Source organism: Methanolobus vulcani, from assembly GCF_900100715.1.
GTDB classification, from domain to species: domain Archaea; phylum Halobacteriota; class Methanosarcinia; order Methanosarcinales; family Methanosarcinaceae; genus Methanolobus; species Methanolobus vulcani.
In genome coordinates this window covers 26,323-42,524 of sequence record NZ_FNCA01000009.1, presented here as the reverse complement: position 1 = coordinate 42,524, position 16,202 = coordinate 26,323, and the positions used below count along the sequence as shown (strand labels likewise).

Sequence of the window (16,202 nt, the reverse complement as noted above, 5' to 3'; positions counted from 1 at the left end):
TCAAATAAAATTCAAAGATAGATAAGGCTAATGGAATGTTTTCAGAACAGTAATCGAAAAATAAAAAAAACGGAAGCCGGTTGAAACCGGTTAAATTTACCGTTTCCTTCTGATCAAAATAAGTGAGATGACAAAAACAAGACTTAAAGCTGAGAATCCGGGGGTTGCAGTTGCAGATTGTGTCTCATTCTTTTCATCACTGGTATCCATATTTTCAGGAGTATTCTCTACGTTTTCAGCAGTAGTCTCTATGTTTTCAGTAGTGTTTTCTATGGTTCCTTCTGCCGGAATCTCTTCCTCTAGTTCGGTTTTTGTGTTGTATTCCGTTGTCTCAATTGTTGTGGTCTCTGTCGCTTTTTCTTTTTCTGCAACCGCTACCGTAATATCAAGTACTTTTTTCACTGTAATGAGGTCCTCTTCTGTATTATCAGGGTATCTGTTCCAGACATTTATCAGATCCTGTTCCAGTTCAGTCTTTTCATCTTCTGATAATTGATCAGATTCATCTATCCTCTGCATTATAAGCTCTTTATCACTGTCACTTGGATTCAGCATGAAACCCGCCAGTGCATAGTAAGGTTTTTCCGAGTCAGATGTGTTCTCAGCAGCCGTACCGCATAGTATAAAAGTAGATATAGTGGCAATAAGCAGAATTGACACGATGATTGAACCTGTAATCTCCCTGTAATACTTCATTTTTCCACCTGTAAAGGGTTGTAGGACTGTATGGTCTCGAATATGCAATCCTTATATACTCCACCCTGCGCATGTAATTAAGTTTGTAACCCGAATATAAGAATTTGTGCGCATCAACTTATAATGTTATGAAACAATGTTTCGAATCTCTGGTTCAGAACACCATGGCTAAAATAGAAATATAGTGATTGCTCTCAAAAATCGAGAACTTCAGAAAAAAAGATAGTAAGATGCGAGCCGGAAGGGAGTTGAACCCCTGGCCTACGGATTAAGAGTCCGTCGCTCTGCCTGGCTAAGCTACCGGCCCGCGTTGTCATGCTCAGTTGAGCGAGACATCCATACGTATTTGTGTCATATATACATTTCGGTTAGAAGGGCCGGTATGTAATATTCGCCGGATTCTACTCAACCATGTACAAAATACTACCCAAAGGTGTCAACAGTATTTTTAGTAAATATTCTGCTGATTGCAGATAACCGCCTAAAGCCCTCTTTTTAGAGCATGAGTCAGAAACTCCTTCTCTGCCGAGATTAGGATTGTAGGTATAATCTGAAGAAACTGCTGTGACAACAAAGATATTTCGTCCTTCTAGCGATTTTAAAGGGATATACCCTCTTAGAATATTGCTATTTTCTTCCATTTCTCTGCGGGAAATTGATGTGTCAGGGGAACTATAACGCGTTGTATAGATAAAAAAATCATATTCTGCAGCTTTTTTTTCAGACACGTTTCCGGCAAGCTCCATTTCCAGAACTACCGAATCACCTACGATTTTTGATTCCAACCGAGTAATATCTATATGGTCATATCCTCTAAGTTCGTATTCTGACCCATTCAGCTCGCGGTAACTCATATCACCTTTCGGGTCATTTACTTTGAATTCAAGTTCTTTTTCCTGATTTAAACCATACACAACTATTGAAATTAGCACTAAAATTGCAATGATCAAAAGAGAAAGATTTCTTCGATTAAAAACTTTTAATGTACCCTTTACATTCGATTTTATGGTGGATATTTCCCAATTTTTAAATTTGTAAAGTATAAATCCTATTAATATGCTGGAAAGGAGTCCTGCAAACAGTGCATCGAAAAAAATCGGTAGATTAATAATGAACCATATTAAAATGGATAGGGGTAGTGAAATAATTCCTCCTAAAAATGATATTTTCGTATTTCTAAAAAAGATGTAGGAAAAAAAACCCCCACCACAAAAGGAAGGAAGGTCAACAAGGCTATGAAAGCCAAAATTGCTTCTACAGTTGGTACGTTGGTCATATTTTCCCCCTTCCCAAATTCAGAATTGCAATTTGAGAATTTTTTTATACATTAATCTGAGTAAACACTAATTGGCATCTGCTTAAATTAAATTGGGCACCAAACAATATATATGCTTTTCTAAATAAAATTCAAAAAGCAAATATATATCTTAAGGAATGGAATTTAATTTATAAATCCGGTCATACATGCTTCACAACACACCGTGAAAGCCCCATAATCTCAACCATATCACTGTTATCAGGACTCTGCACAATCATCTGTCCTTTTTTCAGGTAAGGAATTCTCTTCTCAAATTCCTTTTTCACCTTCATTGTACTGATTGCCGCATCATTACTGAGATTGAGAATTATGCGCGTGTTGATCTGCTTGAAAATTGTATCGTCAATGTCCTGTGGATCCTGAGTGATAAGGAAAAGTCCAAGTCCTTCCTTCCTTCCCTGGCGAGCAGCATCGGCAAACTTAGAGATGAGTCTCCTTGAGTGTTCTCCTCCTGCCTTTGCAAGATAACGATGAGCTTCATCAAGCCCCAGGATTATAGGGGTTTCTTTAACGGCAGCCTCTCCAGAAGTGTTCAGTTTGTTATCGACTATTGTACTCATCAAAGTAAGAGTAATGATGTCACGTATGCGTGAGTTTGTGATATACTCTGTAGGGAACACACTCACCTGTCCGGGTTTGAAAATCTGTCCGAGAAGTTCACTAATCGGTCTTGCGGGCTGATCAAATACTCTTGCAAGGGCACGGTTCTTTACCCTGCGCACGATACCATCATAGGAAGATTCGTGTATCTTTCCGCTTTCAACATACAGGTCTCTTGTAATATCGTTGTCAATAAAGTCCATGAAACCGCTGTAAGTGTGCTGTCCGGTTTTCTTGAAGTAATCCTCAAGCAGCAGGTCAACTCCAACGTATTGCAATTCTGTCATTCCTACTGGTGCAATGAGCCAAGAATTATTCTGCACCATTTCAAAAGGAATTGTGAATTCTATTTGTTCTGCTCTTGATCTGCCAGTATAGGCTTCACCATTGATTTTTGCAACAAAAGTCTTGGTGTTCTTACAGGCACCGAAATTAACATCTTCAGCTTCAAATGTCAATTCGTCATCGTCTGTAATTTCAGGGTTGTCCTCAAAAAGCTGGGAATACTCATCCTGCGGGTCCATTATTACCAGACAGGGATTTCTTCTTTCCTCAGAACCACGGAGCTTGTAACGGTTATTCTCACTCATGAACTGACGCAGCAGGTTCTTTGTCAGGAATGTTTTTCCAGTTCCCGTACTTCCACAGACCAGCATGTGTCTGAAAATTAAAGGGTCACCCATTGAGTAATCATTTCTCAGGTAATATGGGACAGTCGATGGGAATGCGTGTGTCTTGACAAGTTCCCCGCCAACACTCAAATGTCCCATGAAAATTCCTTCCTCAGGAATATTGAGACCCGTCTGTATCTTTTTTTTATCAGTTACAGGAAAAATGGGAGTATTTGGGCGTGGTATCCTGTCACTCATTCTCCTATCAAGGATTCCTTTTCTTCCTCTTGGTTCGTAAAGAATGCAAATCGGATCAAGGTAAGCTAGGAATTTGTAGTCAACCTCATCTGTTGTATTGGATTGCAGCATCCTGCGTGAGTGTATCTCTGTTGCATCATCAACAGCATATTCCTGAAGGTACTGGAGTTTCCATATCCTTGCGAACAGATCTTCGTCTCCGTATGGAACCATGACATAGGTTCCAAGCCTCACTTTCTGACGGTGTGATGTTGTAATATATCCGGTAATTCTTGCTCCGGCTTCTGTTATCTCCAGCGGGTCTATTCCTGTGGTTATTATACCGAATGCCTCATCTGAAACTCCATTCTGCGTATATGCCTTGCTATCAGTTTCAGGCACAAGTTCCTCAAAATCGTCTTCTCTCTTTACACTCAGTTTTTTGTCAGTTGCCGGAATCTCGATCTCCAGATCATCATCCATGTCGCCTGCAAAAGAAAGTATGTCCTTATCTCTCATCCTTCTCATCCCATCTTATGCTGTTGTAATTAGTATCAATCTTTGAATTCCTGAACCTGTCAATGATATTCTTTCTTTCAGGAACCGGTATCTTTGCTATAGAATCAGCTTTTGAAAGTGTCTTTGGTATTCCATTAAGTGCCAGGTCATAGAGCACTTTTCTTGTCATCCGGTTTCTCAGTTCTTCGTTTTTCACAAGCCCATAAGGCGATTCTATCTTGAAAATAGTATTTAGCTTCGGCACATATGCCATGAAGAAACTGAGGGCATAATCCTCTGCATCAAATTTGCTGCTGGTCATTTCAGCAACTAGGGGTGATGTTGATTTCAACATCTTTTCGTAGAACTGGTTTGGCTGCACGAACCAGTTTGTATAAGTAATATATTTGTCAGCTTCACGCTTCTTCAAACCAGTTCTTTCAAGTGATAATGCATTTTTGAAGAACTGTGCATCCACAAGCCACGGAAGATCAAGTTCAGGTTCCTGTTTTCTCAGTGCAAGCATTATCTGCATGTCCTCCGGGTTCTTCACAAAACCCACAAGAGGCTTCATATTCTCAATATGGTGGTCCATTATGTCAATGTAGTTCTGAATGATCTTCCTGCTGCTTGGGTCGATACTGATGTCCACATCCTCGGAATTTACTACCATCCAGTACATTATCCTTTTAGGATAAATGGGACCATCCATTATGAAAAAATCATCATTTCCAATGCTGTCAAGCATCCAGAGTATGTGCTCTGATTCTGAAAGATAGAGAGCAATATCATGTAGTATGTCAGTGACCTTTTTGTTGAGCAGTCCGGGTTGCACACGAATTATCTTTTTTCTTCCGCAGCCGTTGTCAAAAGATTCCCAGTTGTTGCTGGTATTAAGATATACTTTATCACTCAGAGTATAAGCTGCTGCAACAATTGTTCTTTTGCTGTGAACGTCAAGGTCAGTAGGTGTACAGGCTATTGCACAGTGGCAGAAATCGATGTATAGTCCATTGTCAAATGTCTTGGCAGTGGTGCTTCCACTGTCACAGGAATATGAGACAGGATATGGATCTTCAGAATGCAGCAATCTTTCAATACTTGCTTTTCCACGTCTGACAGACCCGATTGATCTTAAAACTACCTTATCATTGTATTCAAGCTTTCTGAGCCTTTCAAATATGTTCTTCACTTTTTCATTGTCATCGTTGTCATTTTCATCTTTTTTGAAACATTTATCGATGCGGTCGACGATTTCATGTATCTCTTTTATGTGAACCGGCTCAAGGGTCATGCTAGGAAATAGTATCTGAATGATAATATTATTTTGGATTGAGCATAGAATTGAGTATTCAATTTAATGGTTAAAGTTGGGAAACTTTCCTTTTATTAACTCAACTTAATTTTGTATTTTGGTTTTGTTCTGTTAAAATAGCTATCAATAGATTCAGTTAAATTAATAAAGGTAAATAAAATTGATTAAACATAAACTGTATTTTTTGAAAACGCTTATATACTTATCATAATAAGAGTTATACCACATATATAAAGGTCTTTGATAGTTTCTGTCGAGGCCATATTAATTATTATATGAGGTAGTTATTATGGAAAGTTATCAGATATTCCTTGTATTAATGGCAGTCTACTTGCTTGGACTGATAGGTATAGGATTATATTTCACAAAAAAGCAGAAGTCTGTAACTGATTTCTGGCTTGCGGGCCGTAAGATAAGCGCACTGGGTATTGGTTTCTCAGCAGCATCTTCATGGATGACGGCTGGTGGAATACTAGCTGTAATTGGTTTTTATATGCTGCTTGGAATGGGTTCTATATGGGGTTTTGTTGCTCCGAACATCCTTGCATTGCTGCTTATTGCCCTTCTTGTTGGTAAGATTAAGCATCTGCCTGCTATCACACAGCCAGAACTTCTGGAACAGAGGTTCAGCAGTACTATTCGTGGTCCGGTAGCGATTGTTATTGCAATAGTAATGGCTCTTTTTGCTGTTGCTGATATCAAGGGTTTCTCACTTGTTTTGAACATTTTCTTTGGTCTTGAACCGATATATGCAGCAGCCATTGTTGCTCTTGCAATTTCAGTATATGTAACACTTGGAGGTTTCTCTGCAGTTATCTGGACCGATGTGGTGCAGTTTGTTATGCTTGCTACATTTTCACTAATCATCGCTTTTGTGGTTGTTACTGCAGCAACATCCGGCACTGTAGATGCCCCTGCTATGACAACTTCTGATCTTTTCGGTGACATGCCTTCTGGATGGTGGAATCCCTTCTCAGTAGGTATCCCTGCGGTTCTTATTGCCATATTTGCCATCATTCCCGGATGGATCACAGAGCAGGATCCATGGCAAAGGATATGGGCTGCAAAAGATGAGAAGTCAGCAAGAATTGGTATGATCCTTGGTTCCTTCCTGATCTTTCTTATCTTTGGTGTGGCATGTACTGCTATTGCAATTGGACTTAACCACATTTATCCTGAGATACCGGCTTCATTCTCTGAGATCGGAATGGGTGCAATGGCAGCAGCAGAGCCAGCTCTTCTTGTCTACATTGTAAGTTCACTTTCACCATTGGCAATTGGTCTTTGTGCAGTGGGTCTAGCAGCAGCAGCAATGTCTTCTGCAGATACATTTGCAACGTCAGGTGGTTCATGTATTTCACGTGACATTTACCAGAGATACATAAAGCCTGATGCAACAATGAAACAGATGATGACAATAAACAGGATCAGTGTACTTATCATTGTAGCATTGGCAACTGTTCTTTCATTCTACATTGACAGTATTATCGATGTAATTCACATTGCAACCTTCATTGCAAGTGCAGCCTACTTCTTCCCTCTGATGGGAGGTTTGTACTGGAAGCGTGCAACAAAGCAAGGTGCTCTTGCAGGACTTATTGTTGGTGCAGTTGTACAGATAGCACTGACAACCGTGGATCTTGCAAATACTCCTCCATTTGCAACAGCTTATCTTGACACAATTCACCCAGTACTTTCAAACCATGGTGTTATCTTAGGAATGGTGCTCAGTGGAGTTGCTTTTTTTGGCGTATCACTGGCTACAAAACCATCTGATACTGTGAACCTTGCTCCGTTCTTTGCTGATGAAGCAGAAAAGCTTGAGAAAGAGGCTATGATAGTTGACGAGTCTGATCCAGAATATAAGAAGCTTGTCAAGGTCATTGAAAAGGAAGTTACCGGAGACCGTGCAATTGTCAAACTTAACCTTGAAGCATCTGCAACAATTAACTGGGACAGGTTTGTAAATGAACTCAAAAACATTCATCCATCCTGGGTAACTCCTACAGGCAGGGATTCTGTTTACAGGCTCACCAAGGCTGACATGCTTGCCTGTGTTTCACTTACCCGTGGAGACAGTGAGAAAGAGATATGGTTTGCAGCAGAACCAATGGCAGCTGATCTTGACCTGAGTGAAAAAGAGTTCCTTATTGCTTTCAAGCAGGTTGCAGAGGCATTTGCAAACATTGGATTGTTGCTGACATTGCCTTCTGACAATTAACAGAACAAATAGTTCTAACAAGATTAAGCTTCGGTATTTTTATCCGAAGCAATTATTTTTTCATGTATGATTGATTTCATCTCTTATTGTATATTCTGTGGTTATTTTTCTCCTAATTATAATATTTATGTCAAAAATCGGTATGCTACGTAAATATTCACTTCGTATATATTAAATTAATATAATTACCAAAACTATATCTAATGTTAGTCAAATATATTTTCCTGTGGTACCAATGGAATTGAAAAATCCTATATTAGATATTGAAATGACCGAAGAGAACAAGGACCAGCTTGCTTCTTTAAAGAATGGCTTTGAAGAGCTCAGTTCAGAAGAAAAGATTGATGTTATCGATTTTCAGAACCTGATGTTACAAAAAGTTTCCAATCATCGTGAAAAGTATGGAATGCCTGAGTGCAGCCAGAACTCAACAAGATGCGCAGATGAGATTATTTCTCATATGTCTCCTAAATCTCTGGACTACTCTCAGATGTGCATCAATTATTATGTTTCAAAGATCTCAGCTACTCTTAGAAAATAAATGAATTTTTGTTCTTCATTTCTTTTTTCTCCATCTTGTTAAGCATTATTCTTTGTTCTTTTCTTATTCATTATGTAAAAACCATTGAGAAGAAGCATGATGACAAAAATGGAGATAATTGATATTAACACGTGGAACTGATTCATATACAAGTGATAGAAGACTATAGGAATTGCAATAATACAACCTGTCAAAGCTGCAAGTGGAATCCAGAATATTGAGTTTGTTTTTTTGTATAATTTGAGGTTTGCATAATTCGCTGCAGCGTCTGCAATCAGAAAAACAATTGATCCGAATGTGGTTATTTCTTCAAGTGTGCCCATAAAAGCAAATGATGCACTTAGAATGCCTATTATTATTAGGGAGTAAACAGGTATTTTCTTTTGATTTTGGTAAGAGAATACTTCTGGGAGTTCATTTTCTATTGAAATCTTGCGGGTAAGTCTAGCTGTTCCGAATAAGGTTGCATTAATTCCGGAAGAAGTGCTCTGAAGGGCGGAGATTATGACAATAATGAATCCGGCCGTTCCAAGAAATGATCTGACTGCAGCACCAAGTGCAAATTCCTTATTTGTAATTACTTCTTCCGGAGTAATGTGAAGTGTTGCCATGAAAGAAACTGAGATATAGATCAACATGGCTATGATTATAGCTATATACATACCACGGGGAAGATTCTCATCCACATTTTCTATCTCTTTGTAACCATAGGTAAGCAACTGAAAACCTTCATAAGCAACGAATATTATTGCGAATGCAGTTATTGAAGGTAAAATTCCCTCATTGAAAAACGCATCTATGACTTCTGTAGTATTGTCCGAAAAGTATATTCCAAGAAATGCAAGGGAGATCAATAGTGCTATTTTCAGGTATACGGCAATATCCTGATAGATAGCTGTTTCTTTCACTCCAGACAGATTCAACCCTACAAAAATAAAGATTATACTTGCAGATATCAATTGTCTTATCAGTGAATTAACAGGGTATCCTAGCATACTGACAAGATATGAACCAAAAGCAAAAGCATAAAGCGCCATTACACCTACATAGCCTATTATCAGAAGCCATCCGATAACTCCTGCAATATGCATGTTATCTACAGCATGCGCTATAAATGAAAAGGTACCTCCTTCTTCTTTGAAATGAAGTGTCAGTTTAACATAAGAATAAGCCGTAAGCAATGTCAGTATTCCTGCAATCAAAAAAGAGAACGCAACAGCGTTACCTGCTCTTTGCATTGCTACACCCAGAACTGCAAATATTCCACCGGAAACCATTCCGCCCACTCCCATGGCGATGACTTCCTTTAATCCCAATTTCCCCATATAATTCAATATGATCTGGGAAATGAAATAATTTTGGTATAAGCTAACGTAAATAGCGCAAAGCCTCTGTCAATAAATCACTTTTGAGAATCAGTTTTATGACTCAAAAATTATAAGTTAAATACAGGCTAATAATATTGGCATGGCAGAGATTATCTTTGATGACATTGGCAGTTTTCCTCTTCCGGCAGGCACATCAAAAGAGTGGATGGCTGGAAGGTTTTCTGAGAAGAAAAGTGATGCAGACCTGTTCAGGGTCATAAATGATGCTTTTATGATGAAAGTGGAAGCTGGTGTTGAAGTTCCAACATATCCTCAGTATCAGGACATGAACGAACAGTTCCTTTCTATTATCAGGGACCCGGAGTGCACAGAGGAACCTTTCAAAGTCAAAGTCTCAGATGCCCGTATCATTGAACTTGAAGCAATCTCCGAAGTTGCAAAAGCCTACAGGGAAGAAAGCGGTGAAAAGCTCAATGTCCGTGTTTGTGTAACCGGTCCTCTGGAGCTCTATCTTAAGGAGTTTGGCGGAACCGAATATGTGGACATACTGAACCTTCTTGGAGAAAGTGTTGACCGCTTTGTGAAGAACTCGCTCTCTGTTGCCAAAGATTTCAATATCAAGACAGTTTCAATTGACGAGCCAAGTATAGGCATCAATCCTCAGGTCATGTTCTCTGATAATGATCTCATAAAAGCCATGGATATTGCATGCAGTTCAGCTAAAAAAGCAGGATGTGATGTGGAGATTCATCTACACTCTCCACTGCATTACAAACTTGCCTGCCAGACAGAGAATATCAGCGTCATAGGTGTTGAATCTGCAGCTACTCCTTCCTATCTTGATCTTATTGATAAAAAAGAGCTTGAAGACAGTGATTCCTACATGAGGGTCGGAATCGCAAGGACTGATGTATTCAATTTGGTTGCGGTTCTTAATGACACATATAATACTAATGTCTGGAAAGAAACCCAGTATTTCCCTGATATCATAAATGATATGGAAACCCCGGAGATTATCTCAAAGAGGCTTTCAAAAGCATATTCCGTGTTTGGAGAATCTATCAAGTATGCTGGCCCGGATTGTGGTCTTGGGGCATGGCCTTCTCAGGAAATAGCTGCTCAGTTATTGAGCAATGTTACAAAAGGTATGGCTGATTTTAAGGGATTGTAGTGATAATGTTTTATTTTCTGAGATTCTGCAAAGTGCTATTTTAACAACAAAAAGGTATTTTTCCCTTTAATTATTCATCTTTTTTTATTTTTAATAAAGTCCTCCAAAGGCGCATGCTATTGTTTATCTTGTGATATATTTTTTTGGTAAGAAAATTACATCCTAAAATTTATATGTTACTATAGCTATTTTCAGCTGGTTATTGTCAATTGGAATGATTTCCAATTTGAATCGGTGGTACTAATTGAAAAAAACTTACGCTCTGATAGCGCTTAGTTTACTCTCTCTAACTGTGGCTATCATTGCATCTGCAGCTGCCGTACAGGTGCTGGATGATAAAGTAACGGTCATCATTGGATTCAAGGATAGCCCGGATGCTGAACTTGTGGAATCGCTTGATGGCGTGATCAAATATCAATATCATGCCATTCCTGCAATTGCGGCAGAAATTCCCAGATACAGTATTAATGGTTTAAAGAATCAGCCTGATGTGGAATATATAGAAATAGATACTGAGGTTTGTATTTTAAAAACCAATTCCTTGTTTTGTTGGGAAAAGGACGATGACCCTGAGACAAGCTGGGGTGTGGACTGTGTAGATGCTGAAAAAGTGCATCCCGATTTCACAGGTGAGGGTGTCAGGGTTGCTGTCATAGATACTGGCATCGACTACACCCATCCTGACCTTGCACCCAACTACTATGGAGGCTATGACTTTGTGAATGGGGACATGGACCCAATGGATGATAATGGTCATGGAACCCACGTGGCAGGTATAATAGCTGCAGTAGATAATGATGACATAATAGTCGTAGGTGTGGCACCGGATGCAGAAATCTATGCGCTTAAGGTCCTGAATAGTGATTGTGACGGACAGATCTCGGATATCAACGCTGCAATAGATTGGGCTATAATGCATGATATGGACGTCATCTCTATGAGCCTTGGAAGCAGTACCGACTTCATATCCATGCGCAGGATGTGTCAGAAAGCCTATGATGAGGGAATCGTGCTTGTTTCAGCATCAGGGAACGATTATGGAGGAAATGTCAGCTACCCCGCTGCCTATGATTCGGTGATTGCTGTCTCTGCTATAGAAAAGAATGGTTCTGTTGCAGATTTCTCGAACATCGGACCAGAAGTTGAGCTTGTTGCACCTGGTGTGAACATCCTTTCAACTTATAAGGAAGATGGCTATGCCAGTATAGCGGGTACAAGCATGGCCACACCTCACGTATCAGGTGTTGTTGCACTTCTTCTCAGTGCTGACGATACATTAAGCCCTGAAGAAGTACGTGAAATACTTGCTTCCACAGCTACAGACTTTGGTGCTACCGGCCGTGATGAACTTTACGGTTTTGGTCTTGTTAATGCAAGTGCGTGTTTAGAAAATTACATGTAAAATAAGAGCAGTGTTTTCATAATACTTCTTTTGTATTTTACAGTTGATCGATTTCTATTTCAATTTCTGGAAGGATGCGCAGCATTTCTTTGATATCATAACTGAAATGGAAATTCAAGGGATAATCTCAAAAAGTCTTTCAAAGGTATATTCTATGTTCTGAGAAGCTATCAAGTCTGAAGGTCAGATTTTGTTCTTGGAGTCTGTTTGTTCCAGGAGATTATTGCTCAGTTATTGAGCAATGTTGCAGAGGTTATGAGGGATTTAAGAAAAGGGTTGTAAAAAAGGAAGGATTAGTGTCCAAAGGGACACTATTTTCATTGCTTTTTGTTTTTAATATCATGGATATCTAACTTCGCTGGTAACCGTACCAAAGTCAGTGCTATCATATGTAATTCCACCATTAGTCACAGAGTCAACGGTAAAGTCGAAACTCAAAGCTTTACCTTTATATTTTACCTCGTCCGAATACAGCATTACAGTTCCATCCGATGTTGTGGTTCCAATATCCAGATCACTAGTTGCGCCATCCCAATGTCCGTTGACAGTTGCACCATCAAGGATACCACCATTTCCATCTGTAACTAGAATTTTTGCATTGGCAGTTACGAAAATATTTGGTCCAGCATTTCTGGTTGTATATTTCATTTCATCAATATTAACATAAATTGATGAAGGGTTATTTGCTGAACTAATGGTGGCTGTGGTTCCAGACGGTTGAGAATCCATGATTCCATCATTTACTATCAATGTAATTGAGTATGTTCCATCATTTGTATATATATGACTTGGACTCACCCCCGATGCAGTTGATCCGTCACCAAAGCTCCATGTATATGTGAGAGTATCTCCATCAGAGTCGGATGAGGCTGAACCATCAAATGTAATTGCAACGTCTTCAGTACCGGTATATGGCCCGCCTGCATCTGCAATTGGTTGAGTGTTTGATGGAGTCGGGTCTTCTGTGCTGAAATAGTTCAGGGCAGCATAAGCATCGATAATTCCATATCCTGAATCAAAGTCCCATCCTGTTGAATAAATATCCTGTGCAGAGTTTTCAATCGCAGCTCTAACGTTGTCAGGACCATTGACACCACTTGCAATAAGAAGGGCTGCAACACCTGACACATGTGGAGTTGCCATGGAAGTTCCTTGGTATAATGGATACCTAGGTTCTCCTGTTATAGGGTTACTTAATGTGTTCTGCTTGATACCATCAGGCTGCCCATCATTATTTTGATCTACTGATGTGTCCCCACCGGGAGCCATTACATCTAGATCACTTCCATAATTAGAATACCATGAACGTGTTCCATCATATCTAGTAGCTCCGACAGCTATACATTTATCGTAGACTGCAGGATATCCTATTTTAGCCATTCCATCGTTACCGGCAGCAGCAACTATGACTATACCAGCATTATATGCATCATTAAGTGCTATATCCAGAGATGTGAAATATTTAGGGTTCAATTTTGGGCTGAATCCCAGACTCATGCTTATTATTTGTGCATCGTGGTCAATAGCATAGTATATACCGTTTATTAGTGCGCTAAGACTTCCACTTCCATCTGAACCCAATACTTTTACAGGCATGAGGGTACAATCGTATGCAATTCCCGCTACCCCTATGTCATTATTCGTAGATTGTGCTATAGTACCAGCAACATGTGTGCCATGGCCATTGTCATCAGTAGGATCTGTGTCATCGTTAATAAAATCATAACCAGATGCAAAATCGGCTCCTTCAAGATCAGGAACATTTTGTGCGATTCCTGTATCAATGACAGCTACAATAACTCCATCTCCTGTGGAAGTATCCCATGCTTGTTCAACATTGATACCATATTGTGAGTTGAAATTCCATTGTTCATTATAGTATTCATCATCAGGTATCATTGTTGAATGCATAATATAATTCGCAGTTGCATACTCAACATTAGGATTCTTACTATAGATTTCAACCATTTCCTCTACAGACTTCGTCTTTGGTATCTTCAGGATCTTAAATCCTGCATGTGGGCTTGTGTAAGTTACAGTTGCTTCATTTTTTGAGTTCATCGCATTGATCTTAGTTTCAGATACTCCGGGACTGAACTTTACCAGTATTTCTCCTGGTACGTAAAGCTCCTCATACGCAACATTGGGCAATGCAACTTCAAGATTATCTTCAAAACTGTACGCTTTGGAACTGACAGCCATGGCGGATGTCATTGTTCCTGCTACTAGCATAGTTATAGCTAGAGCTGTGAAAAATATTTTTAAGCACCTATCCAACTTAACCACCTTATTAAATGTGATATACTAGATATTTGTTATATCAATATAAATACCTAATTTTAGGCACAAGAAATATAATATGTGAACGGATCAACCAAAGAACGGTTCGATATTTCCATCAATTATCATCATCACTTTATCCACAATTCCAAGTGTGACATAGGTCTCGATATAAGCTGCAATAAGAAGTGCTACAATGATCAATACGACCATTTTCCACATATATGCTGAAAGAAGGTATTCTTTTGTGGTCTCAAAAATGTATCTGGAATCTGTCAGAAGACTTTCAATATCATCCCCGGTAAAAAGCTTGTTCTTGATAACATCATGTGCCTGAATATAAGCAAAATGATATCCAATTGCTGCTGCCACAAGAATAGTAGGGATCTCTATGATTCCGTGAGGTATTATTGAAATAAAGAAATAGACCACGTTATAGAATACTCCCAGAAGTATCCCTTTAGTTCTAAAAAGTTCAAAGCCTGTTATTGCTCCGTTGAAAGTAAAGAATGCAAGCAGGATTCCCATAAGCATTCCATTTACTATCAGTATCATAAGAGGAACTGTATAAGGAAGCATATATGAGAACATACGATATTCGTATTTTCCATATCCGCAATACTGCCAGATAGTGTCTGCTTTTTCATTGTTCTCATTTTTTATTTGTGACATGTCCGGATCAAGTGCCGATGCGATACCGATAAGTAACCTGTACACGGGCATCATGGTCTTTTCCATAAGAATTGAAAGACTGGCGTAATGTCTGTTCCTGGGTCTCATGGAAATATCACCAATCAGCAGCTTATGCACTATCATGAAAAGACCTGTACCTATAACTGCACAGCACGCTGCAAGACCGTTAAAGAAGAATATCGCCCACATGGGATTAATGTAATTCGAGGTCACCTCAACTTTTGAGGTTGCGGCAGAAGCGGTGCTCATTATAAGTTCACTCACAGGTTCCGGTTCTGCAAAAACGAATGTCAGGATATAAGCTATCATAGCAAGAATAAATGCACAAAAAACAGATAGGATAAATACCCTGCATGTCCATACGATATCCTTTGTACCGATATTGAACCTGTTAATATTTTGACCTTCTCCATTTCTCATGTTCAGCACTTTTACCAGTTTTAAAATTATCGATGCATTGAAATACCTTATGCATTATATAATTGTATTACTATATTACTATACTAGTATATTATTATTCATTACGTTTGGGAAGTATATCAATGCGAATACCTACAGGAATAGAGGGTTTTGATGACCTTGTACAGGGCGGTTTGCTCACAGAGAGGGTTTATGTTCTAAGTGGACCTCCCGGAAGTGGAAAAACAACTTTTGGAGTTCAGTTCCTTGCCAGCGGTGCAAGTGCAGGCGAAGTTGGGCTCTATGTGACCCTGCTGGAATGCCCGCAGAACATTATCAACGATATGTCAAATTATGACATGAATGTTCCCGGTTTTATCAAGATGAAAAAACTCTTGTTTGCTGATCTTGGTCCTCGTATGGAATATGGTTACATGGATGAAGTTAATGAGTTCATAACAACGGATTACGATGTAGGAACAACTTCAATTGAGACTGAGGCACCTTCTCCTTCAATGGTTTTTAAAGAAATAGCTGCATATGTCTCTGAATATGATGTGAAAAGGCTCGTTATTGATTCAGTATCAGCTATCCGTTTCACAACAAGGGACCTGTCACTTCAGGAAAAAGAAATGAGCAGATTCATGCGCAATCTCAAGAAACTGGGTTGCACTACATTGATATTATCTGAAATGACCGATCCGACTGCTTATTCTACTGAACAGTTTGCTGCGCATGGTGTGATATTCATGCATAATTTCCTTTATGACAGGACCATGACCCGTGCTATACAGGTTATCAAAATGCGTGGAACAAAGCATGATTGTAATATGAGAAGCGTTTCTTTCTCAGAAAAAGGATTGAAAGTAGAAGGCTATCTAGAATAACGGTT

The 16,202-nt window shown here is 39.2% G+C and carries 12 protein-coding genes and 1 tRNA gene; 5 read left to right on the top strand and 8 right to left on the bottom strand.

Annotated elements, in window-relative coordinates; translation table 11 throughout:
• Nucleotides 1–96 precede the first annotated feature (96 nt).
• From BLP52_RS11760 to BLP52_RS11740, 5 genes are all read right to left on the bottom strand, one after another.
• Nucleotides 97–696 (bottom strand): hypothetical protein, encoded by a 600-nt coding sequence (locus tag BLP52_RS11760; protein ID WP_091710683.1) that lies wholly within the window; start codon nt 694–696, stop codon nt 97–99.
• 233 nt (nt 697–929) lie between these two features.
• Nucleotides 930–1,003 (bottom strand) — tRNA-Lys (locus BLP52_RS11755).
• Nucleotides 1,004–1,097: 94 nt separating this feature from the next.
• Nucleotides 1,098–1,646, bottom strand: a complete 549-nt coding sequence (locus BLP52_RS11750) for a hypothetical protein (RefSeq protein WP_091710682.1) — start codon at nt 1,644–1,646, stop codon at nt 1,098–1,100.
• Between the two features lie 508 nt (nt 1,647–2,154).
• Nucleotides 2,155–3,990, bottom strand: coding sequence for an ATP-binding protein (locus tag BLP52_RS11745; protein WP_238380824.1), 1,836 nt, complete (start codon nt 3,988–3,990; stop codon nt 2,155–2,157).
• A complete protein-coding gene (locus BLP52_RS11740) occupies nt 3,971–5,254 on the bottom strand; it encodes a DNA double-strand break repair nuclease NurA (protein WP_091710681.1) in 1,284 nt (427 codons plus the stop codon). The genes BLP52_RS11745 and BLP52_RS11740 overlap by 20 nt, the downstream gene beginning before the upstream one ends.
• A gap of 310 nt (nt 5,255–5,564) precedes the next feature.
• Between BLP52_RS11740 and BLP52_RS11735 the strand changes: the two genes are divergently transcribed.
• Both BLP52_RS11735 and BLP52_RS11730 read left to right on the top strand, forming a co-directional pair.
• The gene (locus BLP52_RS11735) at nt 5,565–7,496 is read left to right on the top strand and encodes a sodium:solute symporter family protein (RefSeq protein ID WP_091710680.1); all 1,932 of its coding nucleotides are present in this window, start codon (nt 5,565–5,567) and stop codon (nt 7,494–7,496) included.
• Nucleotides 7,497–7,731: 235 nt separating this feature from the next.
• Nucleotides 7,732–8,037, top strand: coding sequence for a hypothetical protein (locus BLP52_RS11730; RefSeq protein WP_091710679.1), 306 nt, complete (start codon nt 7,732–7,734; stop codon nt 8,035–8,037).
• 38 nt (nt 8,038–8,075) lie between these two features.
• Here the strand turns inward: BLP52_RS11730 and BLP52_RS11725 are convergent, their stop codons facing one another.
• On the bottom strand, nt 8,076–9,362 hold the full coding sequence (locus BLP52_RS11725) for an APC family permease (protein ID WP_091710678.1): 1,287 nt from the start codon (nt 9,360–9,362) through the stop codon (nt 8,076–8,078).
• A 142-nt stretch (nt 9,363–9,504) separates the two neighbouring features.
• Between BLP52_RS11725 and BLP52_RS11720 the strand changes: the two genes are divergently transcribed.
• Both BLP52_RS11720 and BLP52_RS11715 read left to right on the top strand, forming a co-directional pair.
• Complete coding sequence (locus tag BLP52_RS11720) at nt 9,505–10,536, top strand: methionine synthase (RefSeq protein ID WP_091710677.1); 1,032 nt, start codon at nt 9,505–9,507, stop codon at nt 10,534–10,536.
• A gap of 244 nt (nt 10,537–10,780) precedes the next feature.
• The gene (locus tag BLP52_RS11715) at nt 10,781–11,938 is read left to right on the top strand and encodes a S8 family serine peptidase (protein ID WP_091710676.1); all 1,158 of its coding nucleotides are present in this window, start codon (nt 10,781–10,783) and stop codon (nt 11,936–11,938) included.
• Between the two features lie 339 nt (nt 11,939–12,277).
• On the opposite strand, the gene BLP52_RS11710 is transcribed toward BLP52_RS11715, so the two are convergent.
• A complete protein-coding gene (locus BLP52_RS11710) occupies nt 12,278–14,215 on the bottom strand; it encodes a S8 family serine peptidase (RefSeq protein ID WP_162272983.1) in 1,938 nt (645 codons plus the stop codon).
• A gap of 93 nt (nt 14,216–14,308) precedes the next feature.
• Nucleotides 14,309–15,331, bottom strand: a complete 1,023-nt coding sequence (locus tag BLP52_RS11705) for a stage II sporulation protein M (RefSeq protein WP_091710674.1) — start codon at nt 15,329–15,331, stop codon at nt 14,309–14,311.
• A 122-nt stretch (nt 15,332–15,453) separates the two neighbouring features.
• Between BLP52_RS11705 and BLP52_RS11700 the strand changes: the two genes are divergently transcribed.
• A complete protein-coding gene (locus BLP52_RS11700; protein WP_091710673.1) occupies nt 15,454–16,197 on the top strand; it encodes an RAD55 family ATPase in 744 nt (247 codons plus the stop codon).
• Nucleotides 16,198–16,202 lie beyond the last annotated feature (5 nt).